Annotated in this window: 16 protein-coding genes and 1 pseudogene; 3 read left to right on the top strand and 14 right to left on the bottom strand. The window is 54.5% G+C overall.

All coding sequences use genetic code 11. The features are described 5' to 3' along the window. Positions 1 to 76: 76 nt before the first annotated feature. A complete protein-coding gene (locus MEB48_RS02070; RefSeq protein ID WP_237881407.1) occupies positions 77 to 262 on the bottom strand; it encodes a hypothetical protein in 186 nt (61 codons plus the stop codon). 258 nt (positions 263 to 520) lie between these two features. On the opposite strand from MEB48_RS02070, the pseudogene MEB48_RS02065 reads away from it, so the two are divergent. Both MEB48_RS02065 and MEB48_RS02060 read left to right on the top strand, forming a co-directional pair. After that, positions 521 to 715 (top strand): annotated as a pseudogene (locus tag MEB48_RS02065) (DUF1652 domain-containing protein); the annotation flags it as partial. Positions 716 to 1,037: 322 nt separating this feature from the next. Further along, positions 1,038 to 1,904 carry a DNA/RNA non-specific endonuclease gene (locus tag MEB48_RS02060; protein ID WP_237881404.1) on the top strand — a complete coding sequence of 289 codons (867 nt, stop codon included), beginning with the start codon at positions 1,038 to 1,040 and terminating at the stop codon, positions 1,902 to 1,904. 65 nt (positions 1,905 to 1,969) lie between these two features. On the opposite strand, the gene MEB48_RS02055 is transcribed toward MEB48_RS02060, so the two are convergent. Both MEB48_RS02055 and mobH read right to left on the bottom strand, forming a co-directional pair. Beyond that, positions 1,970 to 2,242 (bottom strand): hypothetical protein, encoded by a 273-nt coding sequence (locus MEB48_RS02055; RefSeq protein ID WP_237881402.1) that lies wholly within the window; start codon positions 2,240 to 2,242, stop codon positions 1,970 to 1,972. Positions 2,243 to 2,489: 247 nt separating this feature from the next. After that, positions 2,490 to 4,304 (bottom strand): MobH family relaxase, encoded by a 1,815-nt coding sequence (gene mobH / locus MEB48_RS02050; RefSeq protein WP_237881401.1) that lies wholly within the window; start codon positions 4,302 to 4,304, stop codon positions 2,490 to 2,492. A 195-nt stretch (positions 4,305 to 4,499) separates the two neighbouring features. Here mobH and MEB48_RS29310 point away from each other — a divergent pair, with 195 nt between their 5' ends. Next, positions 4,500 to 4,859: a DUF3742 family protein gene (locus tag MEB48_RS29310; protein ID WP_442969050.1), complete on the top strand. Its 360-nt coding sequence runs from the start codon at positions 4,500 to 4,502 to the stop codon at positions 4,857 to 4,859. 22 nt (positions 4,860 to 4,881) lie between these two features. Here MEB48_RS29310 and MEB48_RS02045 read toward each other — a convergent pair whose 3' ends face one another. The 11 genes from MEB48_RS02045 to MEB48_RS01995 all read right to left on the bottom strand — a co-directional run bounded on the left by MEB48_RS02045 (position 4,882) and on the right by MEB48_RS01995 (position 16,990). After that, positions 4,882 to 6,387: a conjugal transfer protein TraG N-terminal domain-containing protein gene (locus MEB48_RS02045; protein WP_237881399.1), complete on the bottom strand. Its 1,506-nt coding sequence runs from the start codon at positions 6,385 to 6,387 to the stop codon at positions 4,882 to 4,884. A 17-nt stretch (positions 6,388 to 6,404) separates the two neighbouring features. After that, the gene (locus MEB48_RS02040) at positions 6,405 to 6,737 is read right to left on the bottom strand and encodes a hypothetical protein (protein WP_237881396.1); all 333 of its coding nucleotides are present in this window, start codon (positions 6,735 to 6,737) and stop codon (positions 6,405 to 6,407) included. A gap of 2 nt (positions 6,738 to 6,739) precedes the next feature. Further along, the gene (locus MEB48_RS02035; RefSeq protein ID WP_237881394.1) at positions 6,740 to 8,146 is read right to left on the bottom strand and encodes an integrating conjugative element protein; all 1,407 of its coding nucleotides are present in this window, start codon (positions 8,144 to 8,146) and stop codon (positions 6,740 to 6,742) included. Next, positions 8,143 to 9,045, bottom strand: a complete 903-nt coding sequence (locus MEB48_RS02030) for a TIGR03756 family integrating conjugative element protein (protein ID WP_237881983.1) — start codon at positions 9,043 to 9,045, stop codon at positions 8,143 to 8,145. The genes MEB48_RS02035 and MEB48_RS02030 overlap by 4 nt, the downstream gene beginning before the upstream one ends. Positions 9,046 to 9,268: 223 nt before the next feature. After that, complete coding sequence (gene radC / locus MEB48_RS02025; protein ID WP_237881392.1) at positions 9,269 to 9,763, bottom strand: RadC family protein; 495 nt, start codon at positions 9,761 to 9,763, stop codon at positions 9,269 to 9,271. Between the two features lie 586 nt (positions 9,764 to 10,349). After that, positions 10,350 to 13,199, bottom strand: a complete 2,850-nt coding sequence (locus MEB48_RS02020) for a conjugative transfer ATPase (RefSeq protein ID WP_237881390.1) — start codon at positions 13,197 to 13,199, stop codon at positions 10,350 to 10,352. Then, the gene (locus tag MEB48_RS02015) at positions 13,199 to 13,624 is read right to left on the bottom strand and encodes a TIGR03751 family conjugal transfer lipoprotein (RefSeq protein WP_237881388.1); all 426 of its coding nucleotides are present in this window, start codon (positions 13,622 to 13,624) and stop codon (positions 13,199 to 13,201) included. Before MEB48_RS02015 ends, MEB48_RS02020 begins: the two co-directional genes overlap by 1 nt. Further along, positions 13,602 to 15,038, bottom strand: a complete 1,437-nt coding sequence (locus tag MEB48_RS02010) for a TIGR03752 family integrating conjugative element protein (protein ID WP_237881386.1) — start codon at positions 15,036 to 15,038, stop codon at positions 13,602 to 13,604. The genes MEB48_RS02015 and MEB48_RS02010 overlap by 23 nt, the downstream gene beginning before the upstream one ends. Beyond that, entirely contained in the window at positions 15,028 to 15,915 is an 888-nt protein-coding gene (locus MEB48_RS02005) for a TIGR03749 family integrating conjugative element protein (RefSeq protein WP_237881384.1), read from the bottom strand. Before MEB48_RS02005 ends, MEB48_RS02010 begins: the two co-directional genes overlap by 11 nt. After that, positions 15,912 to 16,595, bottom strand: a complete 684-nt coding sequence (locus MEB48_RS02000) for a PFL_4703 family integrating conjugative element protein (protein ID WP_237881382.1) — start codon at positions 16,593 to 16,595, stop codon at positions 15,912 to 15,914. The genes MEB48_RS02005 and MEB48_RS02000 overlap by 4 nt, the downstream gene beginning before the upstream one ends. Next, entirely contained in the window at positions 16,592 to 16,990 is a 399-nt protein-coding gene (locus MEB48_RS01995; protein WP_237881380.1) for a TIGR03750 family conjugal transfer protein, read from the bottom strand. Before MEB48_RS01995 ends, MEB48_RS02000 begins: the two co-directional genes overlap by 4 nt. Between the last annotated feature and the right edge of the window lie 9 nt (positions 16,991 to 16,999).

Genomic DNA, 16,999 nt, shown 5'->3' with positions numbered 1-16,999 from the left:
ATGATCTATGACTTGGAAGCTCCAATGAAACCTAGGTAGAGTCCGCGAGTTTCTCGCCCTGTCGTGATTTGAATACTCATTCATCTTCCTGCTCGTCGAAACATTGGATGAGGGCCATGTAATCTAGATGAGAGGTGTCCTGATCTAGCGTGAAGAACTGCCCCCCTTTAGCATCGTTGATCGGGCTTTCATGCGTGGCGCTGACGAGGCGCATGCCTATCACCACGGCGTCTAGGCTGGCAGCGAATTGTTTTACATGCATTTTTTGTTCTCCTCAGGACTGAAGACCATGGGTCGATAGTGCACCGTCGAATAATGGGGTTTGCTTGGAAAGTATTTTATTGACCGGTAGCTCTGAACCTTTCATTTGGCGACGCTTTTTCATTTCGTGACAATCCATTACCGTTGATCCGGTCCATTGGACATTGCAATAATTAATCCACTTTTAGCGTGATCCTCGCCCCTTACAGACATATGTGGATTTGGGGCTGAGGTTTGAAGGTGCAAAGAATGCGGCTTTCTTCCGTTCTCCTGCACCTGCACGGCAAATCCGGATGGATCGTTGATGATCAAAGTGTTTGATCCGTCGTCCGGACAGGTTGAATTGTTGGTTACTGCCATCACGACGGAGAAGCTGACATCCAGCCGAGCGATAGCGGAACTCATCGGTGAATTACGCCGTGAGATGGCCGTCAGACGCACGAAGTTTGCCTAGGGGACGCTTAGGCGCAACTCCCGAGAGCCAAGATGACTATTGAAAAATTCGAAGAAGACTTGGCTCTGGCTCGTATGGAACTGGCTGCCGCGACTGAAGACGTTATGGCTTTCGTGAGAGCGGGGAGGGCCTTCGGGGACCAGTGGGAGGCCGCCGTTGAGCGAGAGCGCGAGGCACTGAGCCGATTACTGTGACTGACCGGAATCGGCTGTAACTTCTTAAGAAGGCTGTATTTTTTATACATGCTTTAAAGGAATGAGGTTGTGGTTTCGCTAGAAATTGACCTTTATCCTTGGGTGTCATTTTCTAGGAGAAATTTTCGATGCAAGGAATGCTGAAAGTAAAACTGGTCTCGTTCTTTATCATTCCATTGATAGGGGCGTGCACGACACCTCAGTCAATAGACGTTTTGGGTCGATCCCAGCAAATCCAACCGGCACTGCCTTCAGCCGTCGATAACTGCTCAGTCGGATGTCCATCAGGCGGCAGTGCCTTGACGCTCAATCGTCAGGCTTACACCCTGAATAACAACGGCTCAACGAAATTCGCAAACTGGGTCGCCTACAAAATCACAAAGGAAACACCAGCCAGCGGACGCCCCCGAAACTGGAAAACCGATCCCGACGTGCCTGCAGGAGAAACACTAAATCCGGTCGATTACAATGGAGCCAGCATCGCCCTGAAAATAGACAGGGGTCATCAGGCAAACCTCGCCTCTATGGGCGGTGTAACTGATTGGCAGACGCTGAACTACCTTACCAACATCACACCACAGAAAACTGACCTGAACCAAGGCGCATGGGCTCGTCTAGAGGACCAGGAGCGCAGCCTAAGCAAGGCGCCAGATGTCGATGCAGTTTATGTGGTCACGGGCCCATTGTACGAAAAGAACATTGGTTCGCTCCCAGGCACAAATAAAGTCCATACGATTCCAAGCGGCTATTGGAAGGTCATCTTCACCGGCAGTACGCCAGCCAACGGGCTTTACGCTGCCTTCATCATGGAGCAAAGCACCCCGCGCTCAGCCAATTTTTGCGATCTTCAAGTGACTGTGAATGAGATTGAAAAACGCTCGAGGTTGATACTGTGGAGCGGTCTGCCCGAGGATGTTCAAGCCGATCTGAAATCTAAGCGCGGACAGCTGCCCCAGAAAATTGGATGCGCTTCAAACTCAGTTGCGGGTAACTAACAGGCATGAAAAAACCACCTGTCGTAGGACAGGTGGTTCTGGTTTAATTCAGCGTTTGCAGAATTTTAGTGAATAAATTTCATGGCAGCAATCAAAATGCCGACTGCCGCAGACAGCATCACTCCCATGCGAACAGTCAGTTTCACATCAAGATGTGCGATCTCAGAACGTACTTTAGCAATTTCAGCTGTTAGACGGTGTTCAAGAGTGATGAGATCACTCTTGGTTGCGAGAAGGGTTTGCATGTCTGACTCCATCGCTTCGATGACTGCATGGGCTTTCAGCTCGGGAACGTTAATTGAAGTTAACGCCGTATACAGAGCCAGTTCCATTTTCATAAGGCCTCCAAAAAAATTATAAAGGCCCACCCACAACGGGAAGGCCCGTCGTGGGTTAGAAAAAGTGTGCTTCCATCGACTCAGTCGACTGACCGCGCTACCGGAAGCTATGCGGTCATTGGATGGATCCTGCGGGATCCGCAGTACCGTCTCGAAGATCCTGACGGCTTGGCATGTAGCTGAGCATGTCAGCAAAACATGCATCTAAATTGCTTTCTTACCCGCTCCCTGTCAACCAACAATCCGGTTACCGAGTGTTACCTAAAGTACGTGGCCGCTTCTCAGTCGGCGTTATTATTCTCAGGTAGGGATTGTTGAGTGCCAATTCGTTCATGAGCCCACCGGGTGATTTAAGCAGGTAGCCGTTTAGACGCCGGGTCTTGCGTGGTCCGGTGACGTCGCAGGCCCAGATGTTGAGGCCATTGGGTTGCTTGCGATGTAACTTCATCTGCTCGAAGCGTTGCTGTATCCACTCCCAATCGGACAGGCTTTCCTGTTGTGCGATTCGAGCCAGGTGTGGGTGCTCCTGAGCGTAGCGCTGGAAGATCCCGGGTGTGACCAGGTAGAGCGTGTCTTTGACGCTATGAACGAGGGCTTTTGCGTCATTCATGATGATGCGGTGTGTTTGAATGCCTTGGGTAAACCACTGCATAAAATGGTCTCCAGAGGGAACTGTTGTCATCGATGATGACGGTATATCTACGGTGGGCAGCCCAACGTAATCGGTGTCAGCAGGTTGCTCCAGGTGGGGGGGCGAACTGCCGAACAGGTCCATCAGCAAATCAACAGAGTCTGGGGGTGATGGTGGTGATGGTGGGGAAGTCATCGAACGAACTGGGCCTGTTTTGTTTCCAGCCGCTGAGGGTGCGACTGAGGCTGTATCGGTTTTTCCCAGGGGGGTGGTCGGCAGATCGGTATCGTCTACGATGACGCTGCCGCTAAATGCTATCGGTCGTGCTTCTGCCTCCCAGATCAGAGCAGGAGACACCTTGAGGAAGGTGAAGGTGTGCGTCCAGCCATTCTCGCTGGTGACGGTGGCTATCCAGATGGCTTTGCCATCGGAGCTGGGCTGAGCGATTCCGTGCTCTTGCAGAACATTGAAGACGGCGGTGTTTTTTTCTGGAATGCCGTCGATGCCTTGGGACAGCAAATGAGCGCGCAATTTATCCGAGACAGTCTTACTGACTAGCCATAGAGCGTCATGCGTGAGCCAGCCATCAGAGGCTTGAGGTTGGTTGAGCTTGAGTTCTTCGTTGAGAAGGTAACGTAAACCTTCGAGCAACTTACGCTGTAGCGCGTGTTTTGGCGCTGTCAGGGCTTTGCCCGGATCGCCACCGAGCGCTTGGGCTACTGATGCTTGGTCGGCTTGCATGACGAGCGAGCCTAGCTCTCCAGCGTGCTCGTACTGGCCCGCCATATTGTAGAGAAGTGAAGCCCACAGTTCAGGGAATGTGCAAAGCCAATCCAGGATGTCACGATTCAGAAGCTGGCAGATGAGCATGCCTGCCGCTGCACCGTGTAAACGATATTGTCTGTCCTTTCGATAGCGTAGGCGGTAGGGACGAGAGAGTGGGCCATGCCATGGATGCCAGACTGTGCTGTCTGCATATTCGATGTGAAGATCGACGCCGATTTTCCCTAAGTCGTGGGCGAGAGCGCCATAGGCGATCCCGGCAGTCCAGGCCTCGGCTTGAGCAATCTGTGTTTCCGGTTGGGCACCGGAGGGTAATAGGTGTGACTGACGAAGCTTTAGGGCATAGGCGACGACCTCAAGGCCGTGGTCCAGCATTCCTCCGGAATATGCGTGGTGGTGACTCTCCGAGGCTGGGAGAAGCTGGACCAGTTCCGCATAGCGCTTGATGGGATCGAGGTACAGTTTGTTGAACTGCGGACGGGAGAGGGCTGTTCGCTGCCAGATGTGCTCAAGCAGTTTTTGTCGGCGGGGTGCTGCCAGCAGCGCTTCGGCTGACTGCGGAGCAGTCAAACCTTGCGATGGAGATTGCTCCTTGGCAGAGTTTTCAGTTTGAGTTGATCGTTGCTTGCGATGAAACAGCGAGAACATGATTTGTCCTGTGGGCTTGATCGATTTGAGAGCCTTTTCTTCTTTTTGGGTAGGGCCTTTCCCCTTGTGCTCCATTCCCTTGGCCCATTCCCTTTTTTCCGTTTACCTTTTTGAGGCTGCGGCAATTTGCTGTGTGACCGCGAGGTTGAATGGGCGAGCAAGTCGTCCCCTTTTATAGACAGGGAAGCGTATGAGATGAAGAGGGTAAGATCTACGAAGGCGTCGCGATTTGGTCAATGGGCTGGAAGGCAATGGCGCAGATACGTACGCCGAGAATCTGAGGCGATCCTTTGGCTTAAAAGTAAAGGATTACTTGATTGTCTTGCCAACGTCTTAGCATGGTCGGTGCGGATCAGCATCCTGTTACTAACAGTGCCATTGGTTGTTTTGGTCACTGCGATTATCGCGATCGTGTATGTGCCATCAAAATGTCTTGGCAATTCAATTGGAGAACCAAAGAGGTGGACCGTCGGTGATCAAGACGATCATAAAAAAAGTGTTTTCTACGATCCCATAAACTACAACGACCCAGATGATCCCCGGTTTGACGATTGATGAGTTTGAAAAATTACTCGATTTACTTAAGCATTCGATAGCCGATACTGACCCCCTTGGAACCAGCGTCTCCGGCTTGTTTTGTACTGTCACTGAGTCCTTGCAGTACACCGCCTGCACGGACTCCCACCCAAGCCAAACTTGCTATCCAGAAGCCCGGTAGCACAATGAACATGGCCGCCATCACGAAGTTCAGTAGCATGTCGCCGAACGAGTTGTTCAGGCCCATGAGCACGTTGAAATTGCTGTGCGGTGAGTTCCAGCCGTAGAGGGCTTCGAGGATGGTGCTGTCGATCCAACGAGCCAGTTGAAACCAGAAGTCCACGAAGAAGAGTGCGAATTGCACGCAGCTGATGGTCACCAAGGCCTTGAGTTCGTAGGTGCCGATGACCAGGATCAGTGGGATGCAAATGGTCAGCGCCATCTTCAGGAATGACAGCACCATGGGCAAGGCTTGGCGGACGACATCCATCGCTGGGAAGAAACCCAGGGAGCCGGCTGTAAGGCCCAGGTCGGAGGTTGCGCGTGCAGTGATGTTGGATGCTGACATGTCGATCTGACCACCGTAACTGGAATAGACCTGACCTTGGTTCAGTGTCTGTTGACGAGGGGATACGACGGAGCGAATGACAGCGTCATCAGACTCGGTTTTGCTCAGGAAGCGCGCCCAGTTGCTGAGGCGGGTTAGCAGGCTAGGGTCGATCTGTTGCACAAGCCTTGTTCGCAAACCTACGCCGGCATCTGACCACCATTGCCGGCACGTTGGGTAACCACCGCCACCGGGAACCTGAGTTAACCCAGCATCTCGTGCGGTGTTGAAGGGCCAACGATTGCGAGGTGTTTTTGAGTGATACCTATCGTAGTAACCACTGACATTGAGCAACTGCTTTGACCCAATCCAGTTGATGTCGTCCATTTGTTCGTCGCTCAAGTTGGGACGGTTCATGAACATTCGGGCGCGTGCGGGGCCATAGCAGTCTTGACTGAAGTCAGCCACTTCCTGAGCCAATATCGGGTCGTCGATTCGTGTTGCATCAATGTCCATACGCATCTGCCGCAGATCTGTCCCACACGGAATTGCCGCAATGGACCCGCCGGTGATGGCTTTGGAGAGTGAGTGCATGAAGAACCACCACACCGGCACCTTGGCGCTTTGGTTGTTGAGGGTGGTGAAGGTATTGGACCATCGAGTGTCTTGCGGTGTGGCCACACTCACTTGGCATTGTGTGGAGCGAGTGCTGTCGAACTCGATCGTATTCAGGTTCACCTCGAAGAAGGGGATGCCCGCAAACATGATCACAATTATGGCGGCCCATACCCGGTTCTCGATGCGCAATGAGGACAGCACGCCCTTGTTGCCCTCATCGGCGCCTTCGCTTCGTGCCCTGAGCCACTCTTGAACAATGATGGCAAGGAAGGGCAAGGCGAACACGCCGCTGGCGACCAGCAGCTCCCAGATGCCGTTGTTGACGATCCACCCGACCAGGGTCAGGTAATACTCCAGATAATCGTTGGTATAGAGCGTCATGGGATAGTCCGTGGTCGTCAGTTTGGGCGGATGGTGTGCAGTTCGAGCAGGGCTATGGCCACCACGGCTGCGATTTCGGCATACATCAAACGTTGATGTTGCTGTGAGGAGAGTCCTTCTGAAGTCAGACGCCGATGCATCCGGTACCAGCCATAAGCGGTGGCGCCATACAGGGCCAGGCGCCAGATCAGCAGTGCGGTAGTTTGAGATTTCAGCCAGTTGCTCCATCCGTTCATATCGTTGGCCACTTCAATGCCCAGCAGGCCAATGACGACGACTATCAGGGTGATCAGTACCGCCCAAAGCATGAGCTGACTTTTGGGTATTCGATGGGTTTGGGGTTGTTTCATGGTTACTGATCCTTGGGTGTTGCTTGCTGGATCAGGTCCAGACGATTGCGTACGGGATCTCCCTGATAAACACCACGAGAGCCAGCTGCGCGGTTGTTTTGGCGCTGGATCAACATCATTGGGGAGTTACCTGCCAGCGTGCGGCGAAGCTCAAGTTCGGTTTTTAGGCTGTTTATTTCCTGAGTCAGGGCTTCGCTTTCGGTGTTGATGGCTTGCTGAGCCAGTTGATTGGCAGCGACGTTGGGTTCCTTGCGCCCGGTCATTAGGGTGCGCTGCAACAGGAGCGCTTTTTCCAGGACGCTGGAGAGCGCCACTTCGGAAGCGAGACGTCTTGCCAGCAAGTCCTGATCGGGTTCATCGCGCAGTGCTTCGATCACGCCGCGGGTAATGGGCAGCGATTGGCTGCTGGCCGCCATCAAGTGTTCAGCGGAGGTTGGCTTGCTGCCTTTCACGAGCGCTTCAAGGATCTGTAGCTTGGCGTCGTACTCTTCCTGGATTATTGGTGTGAGGCCTACGCCAGGTTTGGTTTGAGTTTTGGTGCAGTTGTCACACGTCTGGTGTTCGCGCTCGCCCAGCACCCGAGTTGCCCAAGCCTCGGCCTCTTGTGGAGTAGACCAGGTCTGGCAGCTCAGGCGGTTGCCGCAGCTGTCTTTAGGGATGGGGGAACGGTTGCCGACGTCGCGGCCATTTAGCAAATTGAAACCAGCGCGGGTGACATCAGAAACCACTTTGATTGAGGGTTGGCTTTTGCCTCCGGCCGATCTGCCGCCAACCCAGGGCACGCCGTTGTTACCTCGATGCTTCTCAGCCTGTTCGACGGCTGCCACGGCATCGTGGTTTTTGACGGTATTACTGAGTGCCATGCCTTCGGCCAACTCGCCCCAAGCAAGCTGACCGCCTGCGACATTCGCCATGCGTTCCGCAACGGCGCGACAAGTAGATTTGGAACGATCGAAATCGAGTCGGGCTTGCAAGATGCCATTGGTGAGCAGGTTGTACAGGCCGGGGTCGGCTCGCTGGATGATCAGTGCGGGAAGGGAGGCCACAGCGCTGGTGGCGTTCTGGATCACGTTGCCCATGATCGACTTGAAGCCGCTAGTGGCACCGTTCAGTTGGTTTTGCAGCGTAGTGTTCAGGCTCATGTCGCCGCAGATCAGATTGGTGTCCCAGCCAGCACCAACCGTAATGCTGTCCATGGCGGCAGCACCACTCATGGACACAGCGCGTCCCCCGCCGATGCTGTAGAGCACGTCGTCACCGATCACTGAACCATTGTGATTAATGCCGTCCTTGTTCAGTTGGGTTTGTGCTGCATGTGCGGTGGTGGTCGAGAGAAGCAGAGCGGTGATTAGGAGTTTGGTGTTTGTGAATCGACGCAAAGTAGAAACGTGCAGGTGGGCAGCTTTCATTCGTTTGCTCCTGCGAAATCTGTACTCCCAAGGAAGATTTGTCCCTTGCGTTTGCAGCAGCTATAGGGGCGCCAGAGAGCCCAGGCATAGTCGCCTCGTGGGGATTGAACGTGGGGAAGGTTGTTTGGAAATACGGCGCAGGTTTGAGATTGATTGGGAGTTAGTTCCTGCCATTTCCCAGTGCTTGGATTGCTTTCCTTAAGAGGGCCTGCTGGCCAGTACCCATCCTGTTTGGTGCCCAGTAGCGGTTGATAAACATGGATCTGGCCGCGGCGGGTGACGATGTCGCCGGCTCTTTGAGCAACAACCGCCGCGCTTTTGTAGTCGTCGACGCCATGAAGGAATCCACCGCGGGGATATACCGCTCCCCATAGATTCGCACTGGTGCGACTGCCAATTTCTCGCACACCTGGAGTGAGTGCTTCGGGGAATACCCGTTCGGGGATGTTGTGGCGCCAAGCGATGCTGTCTAGTGTGCTTAGAAAATACGGCATGAAGATCTTGCCGGTACCTGGGCAGGCATAACCGGACTGGCCAGCGAATTGGCTGAATGCCGCGCCACCGGGATGGCCGATGACATCGGCGTTTTTGAATTTAGCGAGGTCATTTTCGTGGCTGATGCCAGCGCTACCATCGCCTCCACCGCGAGCGGTAGTATTGGTCGAACTCATGGCGCGGACTTCAGACCAGGGATTTTCTCCGGTATTGCTGTAGCTCGACACTACTGCATCAGGTACATAGTGATGCACCTTCGGGGAGGTTTTGACTTTGCAACCAAAATTGGTGCAGTAAAGCCAGTAACAGATGCCGACCACGCGATGAGCGAGGCAGTCGGGGGATAGGCTGGAGGATGTGATCGTAGCTGTATTGAGGGCCGATGCCGACAACGGCATTCCCATCGCTGTGGCAATGGTAATGAGACAGATAGCCTTTGAATGACGGTGGTTCATTGGTTTAATCCTGCGCGAGGCGATGTGCGCAGTGAACCAGTAGAAGGGGGCGTCTTCCCGTCAAAAACAGATACGACGCGGCTCCCTATTGATTGGGATTCTCCTGTACAGAAAAAAAGCGCCTGGGAGGGCGCTTTGGAGTCGAGTGGTACCTGATAGCTTAAGGCACTGTTCAGATAAAACCGGCTTCTGCGAAAGAGTAGGGCTCACCTTCTCCGATGATGAAGTGGTCCAAAAGACGCACGTCTATCTTTGACAGCAAATCTTTCAGCACCGTCGTGATTTCTTTGTCGCATTGACTCGGATTTGAATCTCCAGAAGGATGATTGTGGGCGATGATGATCGCTGCACAGTGATACTCCAGAGCGCGTTGAAGGATCCGTCTCGGATAGACTTTCACCGAATCGATTGTGCCGTAGAACAGCGGTTCGTAGGCCACGACCCGATGACGAGAATCTAGGAATATTGCAGAAAATACTTCTAGGGTTTCACCGGCGAGTTGGAGTCGTAAGTATTGAAGAACATCTTGCGGTCTTTCGAGGTAAGGTCCACGTTTGAACATGCGTTGCTCCAGAACCGAGATGGCCTGCATGATCAGCAGATCATCGTGATGTTTGGGGCTGTTCTCTTTGGTTGGGGACGTATTCGTTGGGAAAACTATTGTCATGGGAATCTCCAGTGAAGAAAAACGGAGGTTCCCATCCCGAGGGAAGAAACCCCAAGGAGTGGTGATGCTGGTTGGCTCGAGCAGCGTCAGAAGAAAAGTGCATCCACCATCGAGTGAACGATGGCCATCCGCTGAATAGATGCTAAGCGAATGTGGCATTGATCATCGCAGCTAGGCTGCGCCGTAGTCTTCAAGATCTGGACTACCTGGGCATGTCGCTGACGGGATCAGCAAGCAACAAATTGCTATGCGGCTGATTGTCGAGCACACGCATGCCGGAGTCGATATTCAAACGGTAACGCGATATCCCCACTTTGTTGGATCAACCTTTGGCCTCGTCTGTAATAGACTTCAACCATTGCTCAACGGGTAGTACCGCTCAGCAAACTGTTAGCATCATTTGGAGGAACAGTTGATGGCCGCCTCATGGATTTCGGTACCGAGTCAAACACCCATTTACGGCTGATCGTGCCTTCTGACTTCTGTATGACTCTCGCGTGTTCAGATAAACAATCGTAGCTGCGCCAGTCGATTCAATTTGAGTGCATGAGCTCCTCATGCACCCAAATGGTGTGTCACAACGCGGCTAATCATTGTTCTCAAACCGCAACGGTTCTATTCCTCTAGCTCGGTCTATGTCTTCTGCCATACGAATTGCTGCATCCAGCTCACTGATGCTCAGTTCCTGCATGAGCTTGAATCGCGCTGCTTTTTCCTCCGGCTCGGTCATCGCCATGGCGAGGTAAAGACTTGGAGGTACAGCGCGAAACAGCGCTTCCATCGATTTTGAAAGCACGACCCCCTCGCAGTACTTCCCAGATTCCTTACGCGCCGACATCATCAGGGCCTTCTGAGCAGGACTGAGCTCCCGAAATCTTGCGATTTTCTCCACTTCGTCCGGCGGCATGCTCAGGCAGATCCACCACTCGATCATGTTCAACATCGGTTCGGCGGCTTTGGGCAGATCATCGAGGTTTTGGGTGGCCAGCCAGAACCAGGCTCCTAATTTTCGCCACATCTTGGTGATCTTGACCACATAGGGAGCGAGCAGTGGGTTCTTGGTGATGATGTGTCCTTCATCGGTGACGTTGATGATCGGACGTCCCAGAAACTGGTCACGTTCAGCGATATTGTTAACGGTGTTGAGCAGTGACAAGTAAGCGATCGAGAGTTGAGCGTTGTAGCCTTCACGAGCAAAGGTGGCCAGATCGACAATGGTGATGTCGGCTTCCGGCCACGGAGTACCCGGACGATTGAACAACTCTCCATCCAATCCCTGGCAGAACAGATCCATCGCCTCGGCCATTTCCAGAAGGCGCGTACGGCGACTTTCCGGTAGGCCGTTGTCCGTACCTCGTTCACGCAGCGCATCACGAATATCCTGTGTCAGGACCGTTCGATGTTCACTGGCACAGCGCTGTGCCGCATCCAGAATGCTCTGACGAATCAGACTGCGATCCGCTCGGGTAAGGCGTGCTTCTTCTTTGTCTTCGCCACCGGTGATCATCAGGCGCGCGGTGATCTCCAGTTCGCCCAGGACATCACGCTGTTCATCGCCCTCGACCTGCGCAGCGGACTCGTCGAGCCGATCGGCATCCAAGGTCTCGATCTCATCGGGTGTTTCCACCAAACGGCGAGCATCTGCGAAGGGAGCCAGGCTAACGCCGGCGCCCGGCGACAGCTTGACGTGGTGCACAGTCAGGCCCAGGCGTTTGGCAAACTCGGCAAACAGGCCGAAGGAGTTACCGGCCTCGACGATGATCAATCGCGGCCGGTAGATGGCAGTGATCTGGTTCAGGATGTTGTTGAGAGTTGCGGATTTTCCGGAGCCTGTCGGGCCGAACAAAAATAGGTGTGCATTCATCTGCCGATCGAGTCGGTTCAGTGGATCGAAGGAGAGAGTGCCACCCCCTCGGTTGAAGAAAGTGATGCCCGGGTGTCCCGTGCCCCGACAGCGCCCCCAGACCGGGGCCAGATTGGCTGCGTGTTGCGCGAACATGAGTTGGCTGTACCACTGACGTTTGTCCTTGGCAGGATCAAAGACACAAGGCAACCAGCGCAGGTAGCTATTGAGCGGTGCAACTTCATCCTCTTCACGTACCGGTTGCAAGCCTGCGTTGAGCATCACGTTGGCCAATTGCATGCCGCGTGCGTCTAGTTCCGCGATGTTTTTACCGCGCAGGTAGAAAGCCAGTGATCCACGGTAGAGCTTATGGGAGCTGCCAATAATTGATCGGGCTTGATGGACATCCTGGCGTGTTTGCTCTGAGGCCAGGGTTTCGCCAACAGACTTTTTACTCAGATGGTTGAGGTGGGCCTCCAGAACGTCCTGAGGCGTGGCAACCAGCGTCAGACACATCATGGTGTCTTCGGGCATCTGGTCAAAGTAGGTGTTGATCGCGTCCCCTTTGCGTGTTTCGCCGGTCAGGTGGCCGGTGTGAGGAACGTTGCGTAGCCGATCCATCAGCATGACCCGGTGGGGCATGCCGTCGAAGTACCAAGCACCTTGAGCTGCATCAGAGCGCGGTTGGCTGAAGAACAAACGTTGGGAAAAGTCGGTGCCGCTGGCCAGTTCAATTTCGCCTGCTTCAGTCTCTTCGGGGTAAGCAGTCAATCGGTAGAACCGCTCTCGATCAGCGGCTGTGGAACCGAATAGCGTCGGGTGTGGGTTGAACCAGCGCAGTAACCAGTCATGGATGTCACCTGCACCAAGTCGTTGAGTCTTGATACCGGCACTGGTCAATCCCGCGGTCAGTCTCTCGCATACAATCCCCAAGGCCTGTTCTGCGGACTGGCCTCGTCTTGACGAAGCAGAGTTAAGGGCACGTCTGTACACCACCATGCGCACACGTCGGTTCTGTCCTCGCCAGGGCAAGCGGGTGAGGGTAGTGTCTTCGAAAAGTCCGCCGGGCTTGGCAATGGCATTGAGGTGGTGAGCAAAGAATCGCAGATAGAATTCGCTGAAGGCGCTGCCACGAGCACGCGGCTGGAGGTACTGACCCAGCGTATGCAAGTAAGCATCCCAGTTGATTTCATCCTGGGCGTAGAGCTGCACTACCCATGGGTTGTCGTCGAGTTCGTCGAAGCTGTCCTGCAAAACGTTCTCCAAGGTGTCGCGGGCTTGTAGCAACCAAGCACTTTCTCGACCCTCTGTTCCCAGTGGTGTCAGCTCGAAGAAGGCTGCGACAGACACACCGTCTTCCAGCAGCATGCACTGAGACAGTGGTATGTATTCGACCCACGGCAGGCGATCCACAAAGGACGATGCGATGTCATAGAACGCATGGTCGTCGGCTTCGGTCGCCGGTTTGCTGTGTTGCATACAAGGCTCGGGGATACCATTTTTGGCAAGTCTGGCGATGTATCGATCCCAGGCGTCCTGTTCTGCGGGTTCCTGTGAGTGTTGCTTACATTTCCACTGAGAAAACCAAGCCATTAATAGTCCTCCAGACGTTCGCCCGGCATGGCGTATTGCACACGCTGATGCAGCGAAAAGACGGTGCTGTAGCCAGGCACGGGTACCGCTTCTGACCCAGCCCGATGAGGAAAGACGTACATCACCAAATCCGGGTTAGGCAGGCGATGAAATTGGCGCTGAATTTCGTTTTGAGCGGTGCGGGTGTAAGGCGTCTTCGACGATGGGACCAGCGATTCCGTCAGAGGTCGTCTCAGTGCTTGCCGTGCGTCGAGCAGTTGTAGAGCGGCTTGTCCATTCTGTGTGCCGCTAGTTTGTTGGTTCCAGACATCCATCATTGTGCTGCCGTCATGGCTGAGCAGTTCTTCGGTGTTCGTCGCACAGCCAGTCATTGCGGCCGCGATCAGCGCGACCGTTATCGTTTCAATCCAGATCCGTAGTGACATGGCGACCTCCAAGGGTGTGATCGACCTTGCGCCCCTTGGCGTCGTAGTCGAGGGTGAGGGGTTGTTCGATATGCACAGCAACTTGGGCACCGGGCTCGACGTAGACGGCGGCAAAGGCTTGACCATAGAGTTTGTTAACCCATTGCGAGATGTCTTGCACGCCACTGGCGAGTAATCGGTTCATGGCTTCACTTCCAGAGATGCCGACAGTGCCCAATGAACTTCCGTTGTTGCCGGCATAGACGGTGCTACCGTCGGACTTGATCAAAGAGGCCGCGCCGACGCCTGCGGCAGTGATTAATGCCTGGGAGCCGAGGTACTGCTGCGCATTGCTTCGGCGTTTGCCGGCGACGCAGGGAATGCCGTGCCGATCGCTGATCCAGCCCAGGCCTTCTTGAGTGGCACCGCTGTTCGATGAGTTTTGGGAGTCGCCGCGGGATTCGTTGCCACTGTCTCCCGGCAAGGTTCGGATGGTGCCGTCCTGAAAGACAAAGGTAACGGAGCGGATCTGCCCCCTGACGCAAGACAGTGTCCAGTCCCCTGATGCAGTGCCACTGATCACCGCGCCAGCAACCTCAGGCAGATCAATGCCATTGGCCGTCAGGTTGTCGGCCCCGATCAGGATTTTGAATGGATAAGGATCATTGACGGTGCCATCGATGGGCACTCGGCCGATGAGCGCTGTCATGGCCACTGACCCCATCAGCGTTGCATTTGGCGGTATGGTGTAAGTCGGTTTTACCGCTGAGACGCCCAAGTCCCGGGAGGCGGTGGTTGCCATGGATTCTGCAACATCGCCCAGTGTTTTTTGCGCAGGGCCAAAACGTGCCGGAAAGGTAAGCTCCTGTTCGGCAGACGATCCGGTAGTGTCTTTAGGTTTTGCATCATCTGGTTCAATCCAGCGCATACCGCCATGGAAACCTTGGCTATCACCTTCCTGTAGGCCCAAGCCCACTGGCAGATCCAGGCTATTGTCCTTTTGATTCAGGCTATCCAATTGCCGTTGAAGATCCTGCAACAGACTTTGGGCATTTAGGTCGTCGCGGCTAGAAGCGACACGCTCTTCCTGCAGGCGCTGACGTTCTTTCTCCAAGGCGTGCTGAATACGTTGTTCGAGCGCGTCTTCAAACTGGCGCAGCTGTTCCGATCCTGCACCACGCTGATCGGTTTCGTTGAGTGACTTCTTCAGTTCGCCACGCAATTGCCTAACCTGCGCCACCAAAGTGGCAACGGTGTCGCTCGGCGTATCGCCCTCAAGGCCAAGCGCTTTCATCTCTTCGACAGTGAGTTGGTTTTCATTGTCGACTGGACCGGATGGCGAGACGCTGTTGTTGGGCAGCAGTTTCACCAAAACCAGCAACAGCAGTAGCACCATCGGGATCATCAACCATTTGAGCAACCCATTACTTTTCATGGTTTTGCTCCACGGTTGTCTCCGGTTCGGCACGGGGCAGGTTGAGGGCTGCGTCGACAGGACTGATGGTCGGCAGCAAAGACTGCGCAAGACCGCGTCCTCGGGTTGTCAGGTAAAGCACTGTGGTATCTAGCGACGTGCCCTTGGGGCCCAAATGGTGATGTTGGAAGGTGGCTGTCGTAAAATCCCCCAGTAACAAACGAGGATCCAGATCGACAGTCGCAACGGTTTGATTGGTCAATTGGATGGCTGTCACCCAATGATCATCAAGGCGCCACGCTGCAAGAGCCCTGGCGGCAATCGGCAGGCTCGGAAGCAGCAGGTCGAGCGAAAAGTCGGGTGGTAGGCTGACCCGTCGAACACCTGGCAAAGGTTCGACCGTGCGCAGCGGCGCGTACAGATTTTGAGCGGCGTAGCGTGTCAGAACCACCGGCACGGGTGTTCGTTGCGACTGCTCTTTGGACTGCCCAGCAGATGTTGAACTATCTGCCACCTTGTGCTGTTGCCCAGTGGGTTGTTCAACGATTCTGATGGGTTCTAACTGCTGCTGTCCGTTGTGGGCAGGTTCGGCGACGATGTCCAGCAGAATCAGCTCGCCAGTGACGGCGTCTTGTAGTTGCAGGCGCGTAGGTTCAATCGGTTCATTGGCTCGTAGGTAAACCGTCCCCGCTGCACTTTGCACACGCAACCTGTCACCCAGCGAGGCTGGTACCCCGATACGTACATTACGTTCGACAAACACCACGCGCTCCTGGCCAACCAGCAAGGGAACAGCCAATGGCAGACGTTCCCAGCGCATGACTTCCACGGCTTGGCTTGTTGCACTACTGAGGTTGAGGGCGAGTCCTAGGAAAACAGAAATCTGCAACGGCTTCATGAGGCATCTCCCAATGGACGATCCTGATTCCGAGAGGCAGGTGAGGAGCTTGCCGGCATTACGATGCGTTGGGGGGCACCGTCGTAGCAGTCAAGTGCGAGGCCGAATGGATTGAGTTCTGGGTCGATGTCCAGACGTACCACCTTGATGGGGTAGCGAACGAGTGCGCGTTTGATCTGTTCGGCACCGTAGTATTCGTCTGCATTGACGTCCAGGGTGACAATCCAATCTCGATCCGAAACCACTTTCACCCGCGTTTCTGGATCATCCCCATAACCGCGGCCGGGGATTTCGTATAACCCCCGCACTCGTTTTCGCAGCTCGCCTGATCGACGCCGTTGGTCGTAGTCATGTTGGAAAAATGAGCGACATTCTGGAGTGAGATACGCCTTCAGTGATTGCAGGTTTCGGCTGTAGTCTTCCTCGCCATCGGTGGGCCAGCGGTTGAGTTGCTGGAATATGTAGAAGGTGAATGCGTAAACGGACTCAGGTGGTACTTCCCACCACTTGCGAGTACTGCCGGATCGCAAATCGGGTGGCACATGGATTGTCAGATCACGTGGTGCACTCCACCAGCCCGCACCCAGCCCCAGAACTATGATGAATAAGGCTGCGGAGACTAGTCGCAGCGTCTTCACGTGGGATTGCAGGTGCAGAACCTCGTTTTTGAACCGGCTCATGCGCCACCTCGCCGTGTCGACCAGTGCCCGGAGTGGGTGATCAGTTCATGCATGCCCAACTGAGAGGCCAATCGAGGGTAGTGATTGGCCAACCACCATTGGATCTGTCGATACAGCCACGTCCCAGGGCGACCACGTTTTTTTCGACGTAACAAGCCGCCACCAATGAACAGACCTGCGGCAATCGACAGCACGATGGAGGTGGGTATCACTGCGATACTGTTTGCCAGCCAAGCCGCAGGAATCCCCAGTACGAGTCCTGCGCTTGCTGACAATCCGGTACATATCCAGAGTTCATCAGCGGTCAGTCCTCGAACGACGATGGGCTGTCGGTTCAGGCGATGGGGAAGGAAGGTGACGGTGCCCTCAGGCGTACTCTGATAAATGGATTCCATGATGTCGTC

The organism is Pseudomonas sp. PGPR40, from assembly GCF_022014505.1.
Classification (GTDB): Bacteria; Pseudomonadota; Gammaproteobacteria; order Pseudomonadales; family Pseudomonadaceae; genus Aquipseudomonas.
This window is presented reverse-complemented; position numbering and strand designations above follow the sequence as displayed.

Bases quoted from the DNA above. Each gene is read 5' to 3' on its own strand.
- MEB48_RS02070 (WP_237881407.1), bottom strand. From the start codon at position 262: ATGCATGTAAAACAATTCGCTGCCAGCCTAGACGCCGTGGTGATAGGC.
- MEB48_RS02060 (WP_237881404.1), top strand. From the start codon at position 1,038: ATGCAAGGAATGCTGAAAGTAAAACTGGTCTCGTTCTTTATCATTCCA.
- MEB48_RS02055 (WP_237881402.1), bottom strand. From the start codon at position 2,242: ATGAAAATGGAACTGGCTCTGTATACGGCGTTAACTTCAATTAACGTT.
- mobH (WP_237881401.1), bottom strand. From the start codon at position 4,304: ATGTTCTCGCTGTTTCATCGCAAGCAACGATCAACTCAAACTGAAAAC.
- MEB48_RS29310 (WP_442969050.1), top strand. From the start codon at position 4,500: ATGAAGAGGGTAAGATCTACGAAGGCGTCGCGATTTGGTCAATGGGCT.
- MEB48_RS02045 (WP_237881399.1), bottom strand. From the start codon at position 6,387: ATGACGCTCTATACCAACGATTATCTGGAGTATTACCTGACCCTGGTC.
- MEB48_RS02040 (WP_237881396.1), bottom strand. From the start codon at position 6,737: ATGAAACAACCCCAAACCCATCGAATACCCAAAAGTCAGCTCATGCTT.
- MEB48_RS02035 (WP_237881394.1), bottom strand. From the start codon at position 8,146: ATGAAAGCTGCCCACCTGCACGTTTCTACTTTGCGTCGATTCACAAAC.
- MEB48_RS02030 (WP_237881983.1), bottom strand. From the start codon at position 9,045: ATGGGAATGCCGTTGTCGGCATCGGCCCTCAATACAGCTACGATCACA.
- radC (WP_237881392.1), bottom strand. From the start codon at position 9,763: ATGACAATAGTTTTCCCAACGAATACGTCCCCAACCAAAGAGAACAGC.
- MEB48_RS02020 (WP_237881390.1), bottom strand. From the start codon at position 13,199: ATGGCTTGGTTTTCTCAGTGGAAATGTAAGCAACACTCACAGGAACCC.
- MEB48_RS02015 (WP_237881388.1), bottom strand. From the start codon at position 13,624: ATGTCACTACGGATCTGGATTGAAACGATAACGGTCGCGCTGATCGCG.
- MEB48_RS02010 (WP_237881386.1), bottom strand. From the start codon at position 15,038: ATGAAAAGTAATGGGTTGCTCAAATGGTTGATGATCCCGATGGTGCTA.
- MEB48_RS02005 (WP_237881384.1), bottom strand. From the start codon at position 15,915: ATGAAGCCGTTGCAGATTTCTGTTTTCCTAGGACTCGCCCTCAACCTC.
- MEB48_RS02000 (WP_237881382.1), bottom strand. From the start codon at position 16,595: ATGAGCCGGTTCAAAAACGAGGTTCTGCACCTGCAATCCCACGTGAAG.
- MEB48_RS01995 (WP_237881380.1), bottom strand. From the start codon at position 16,990: ATGGAATCCATTTATCAGAGTACGCCTGAGGGCACCGTCACCTTCCTT.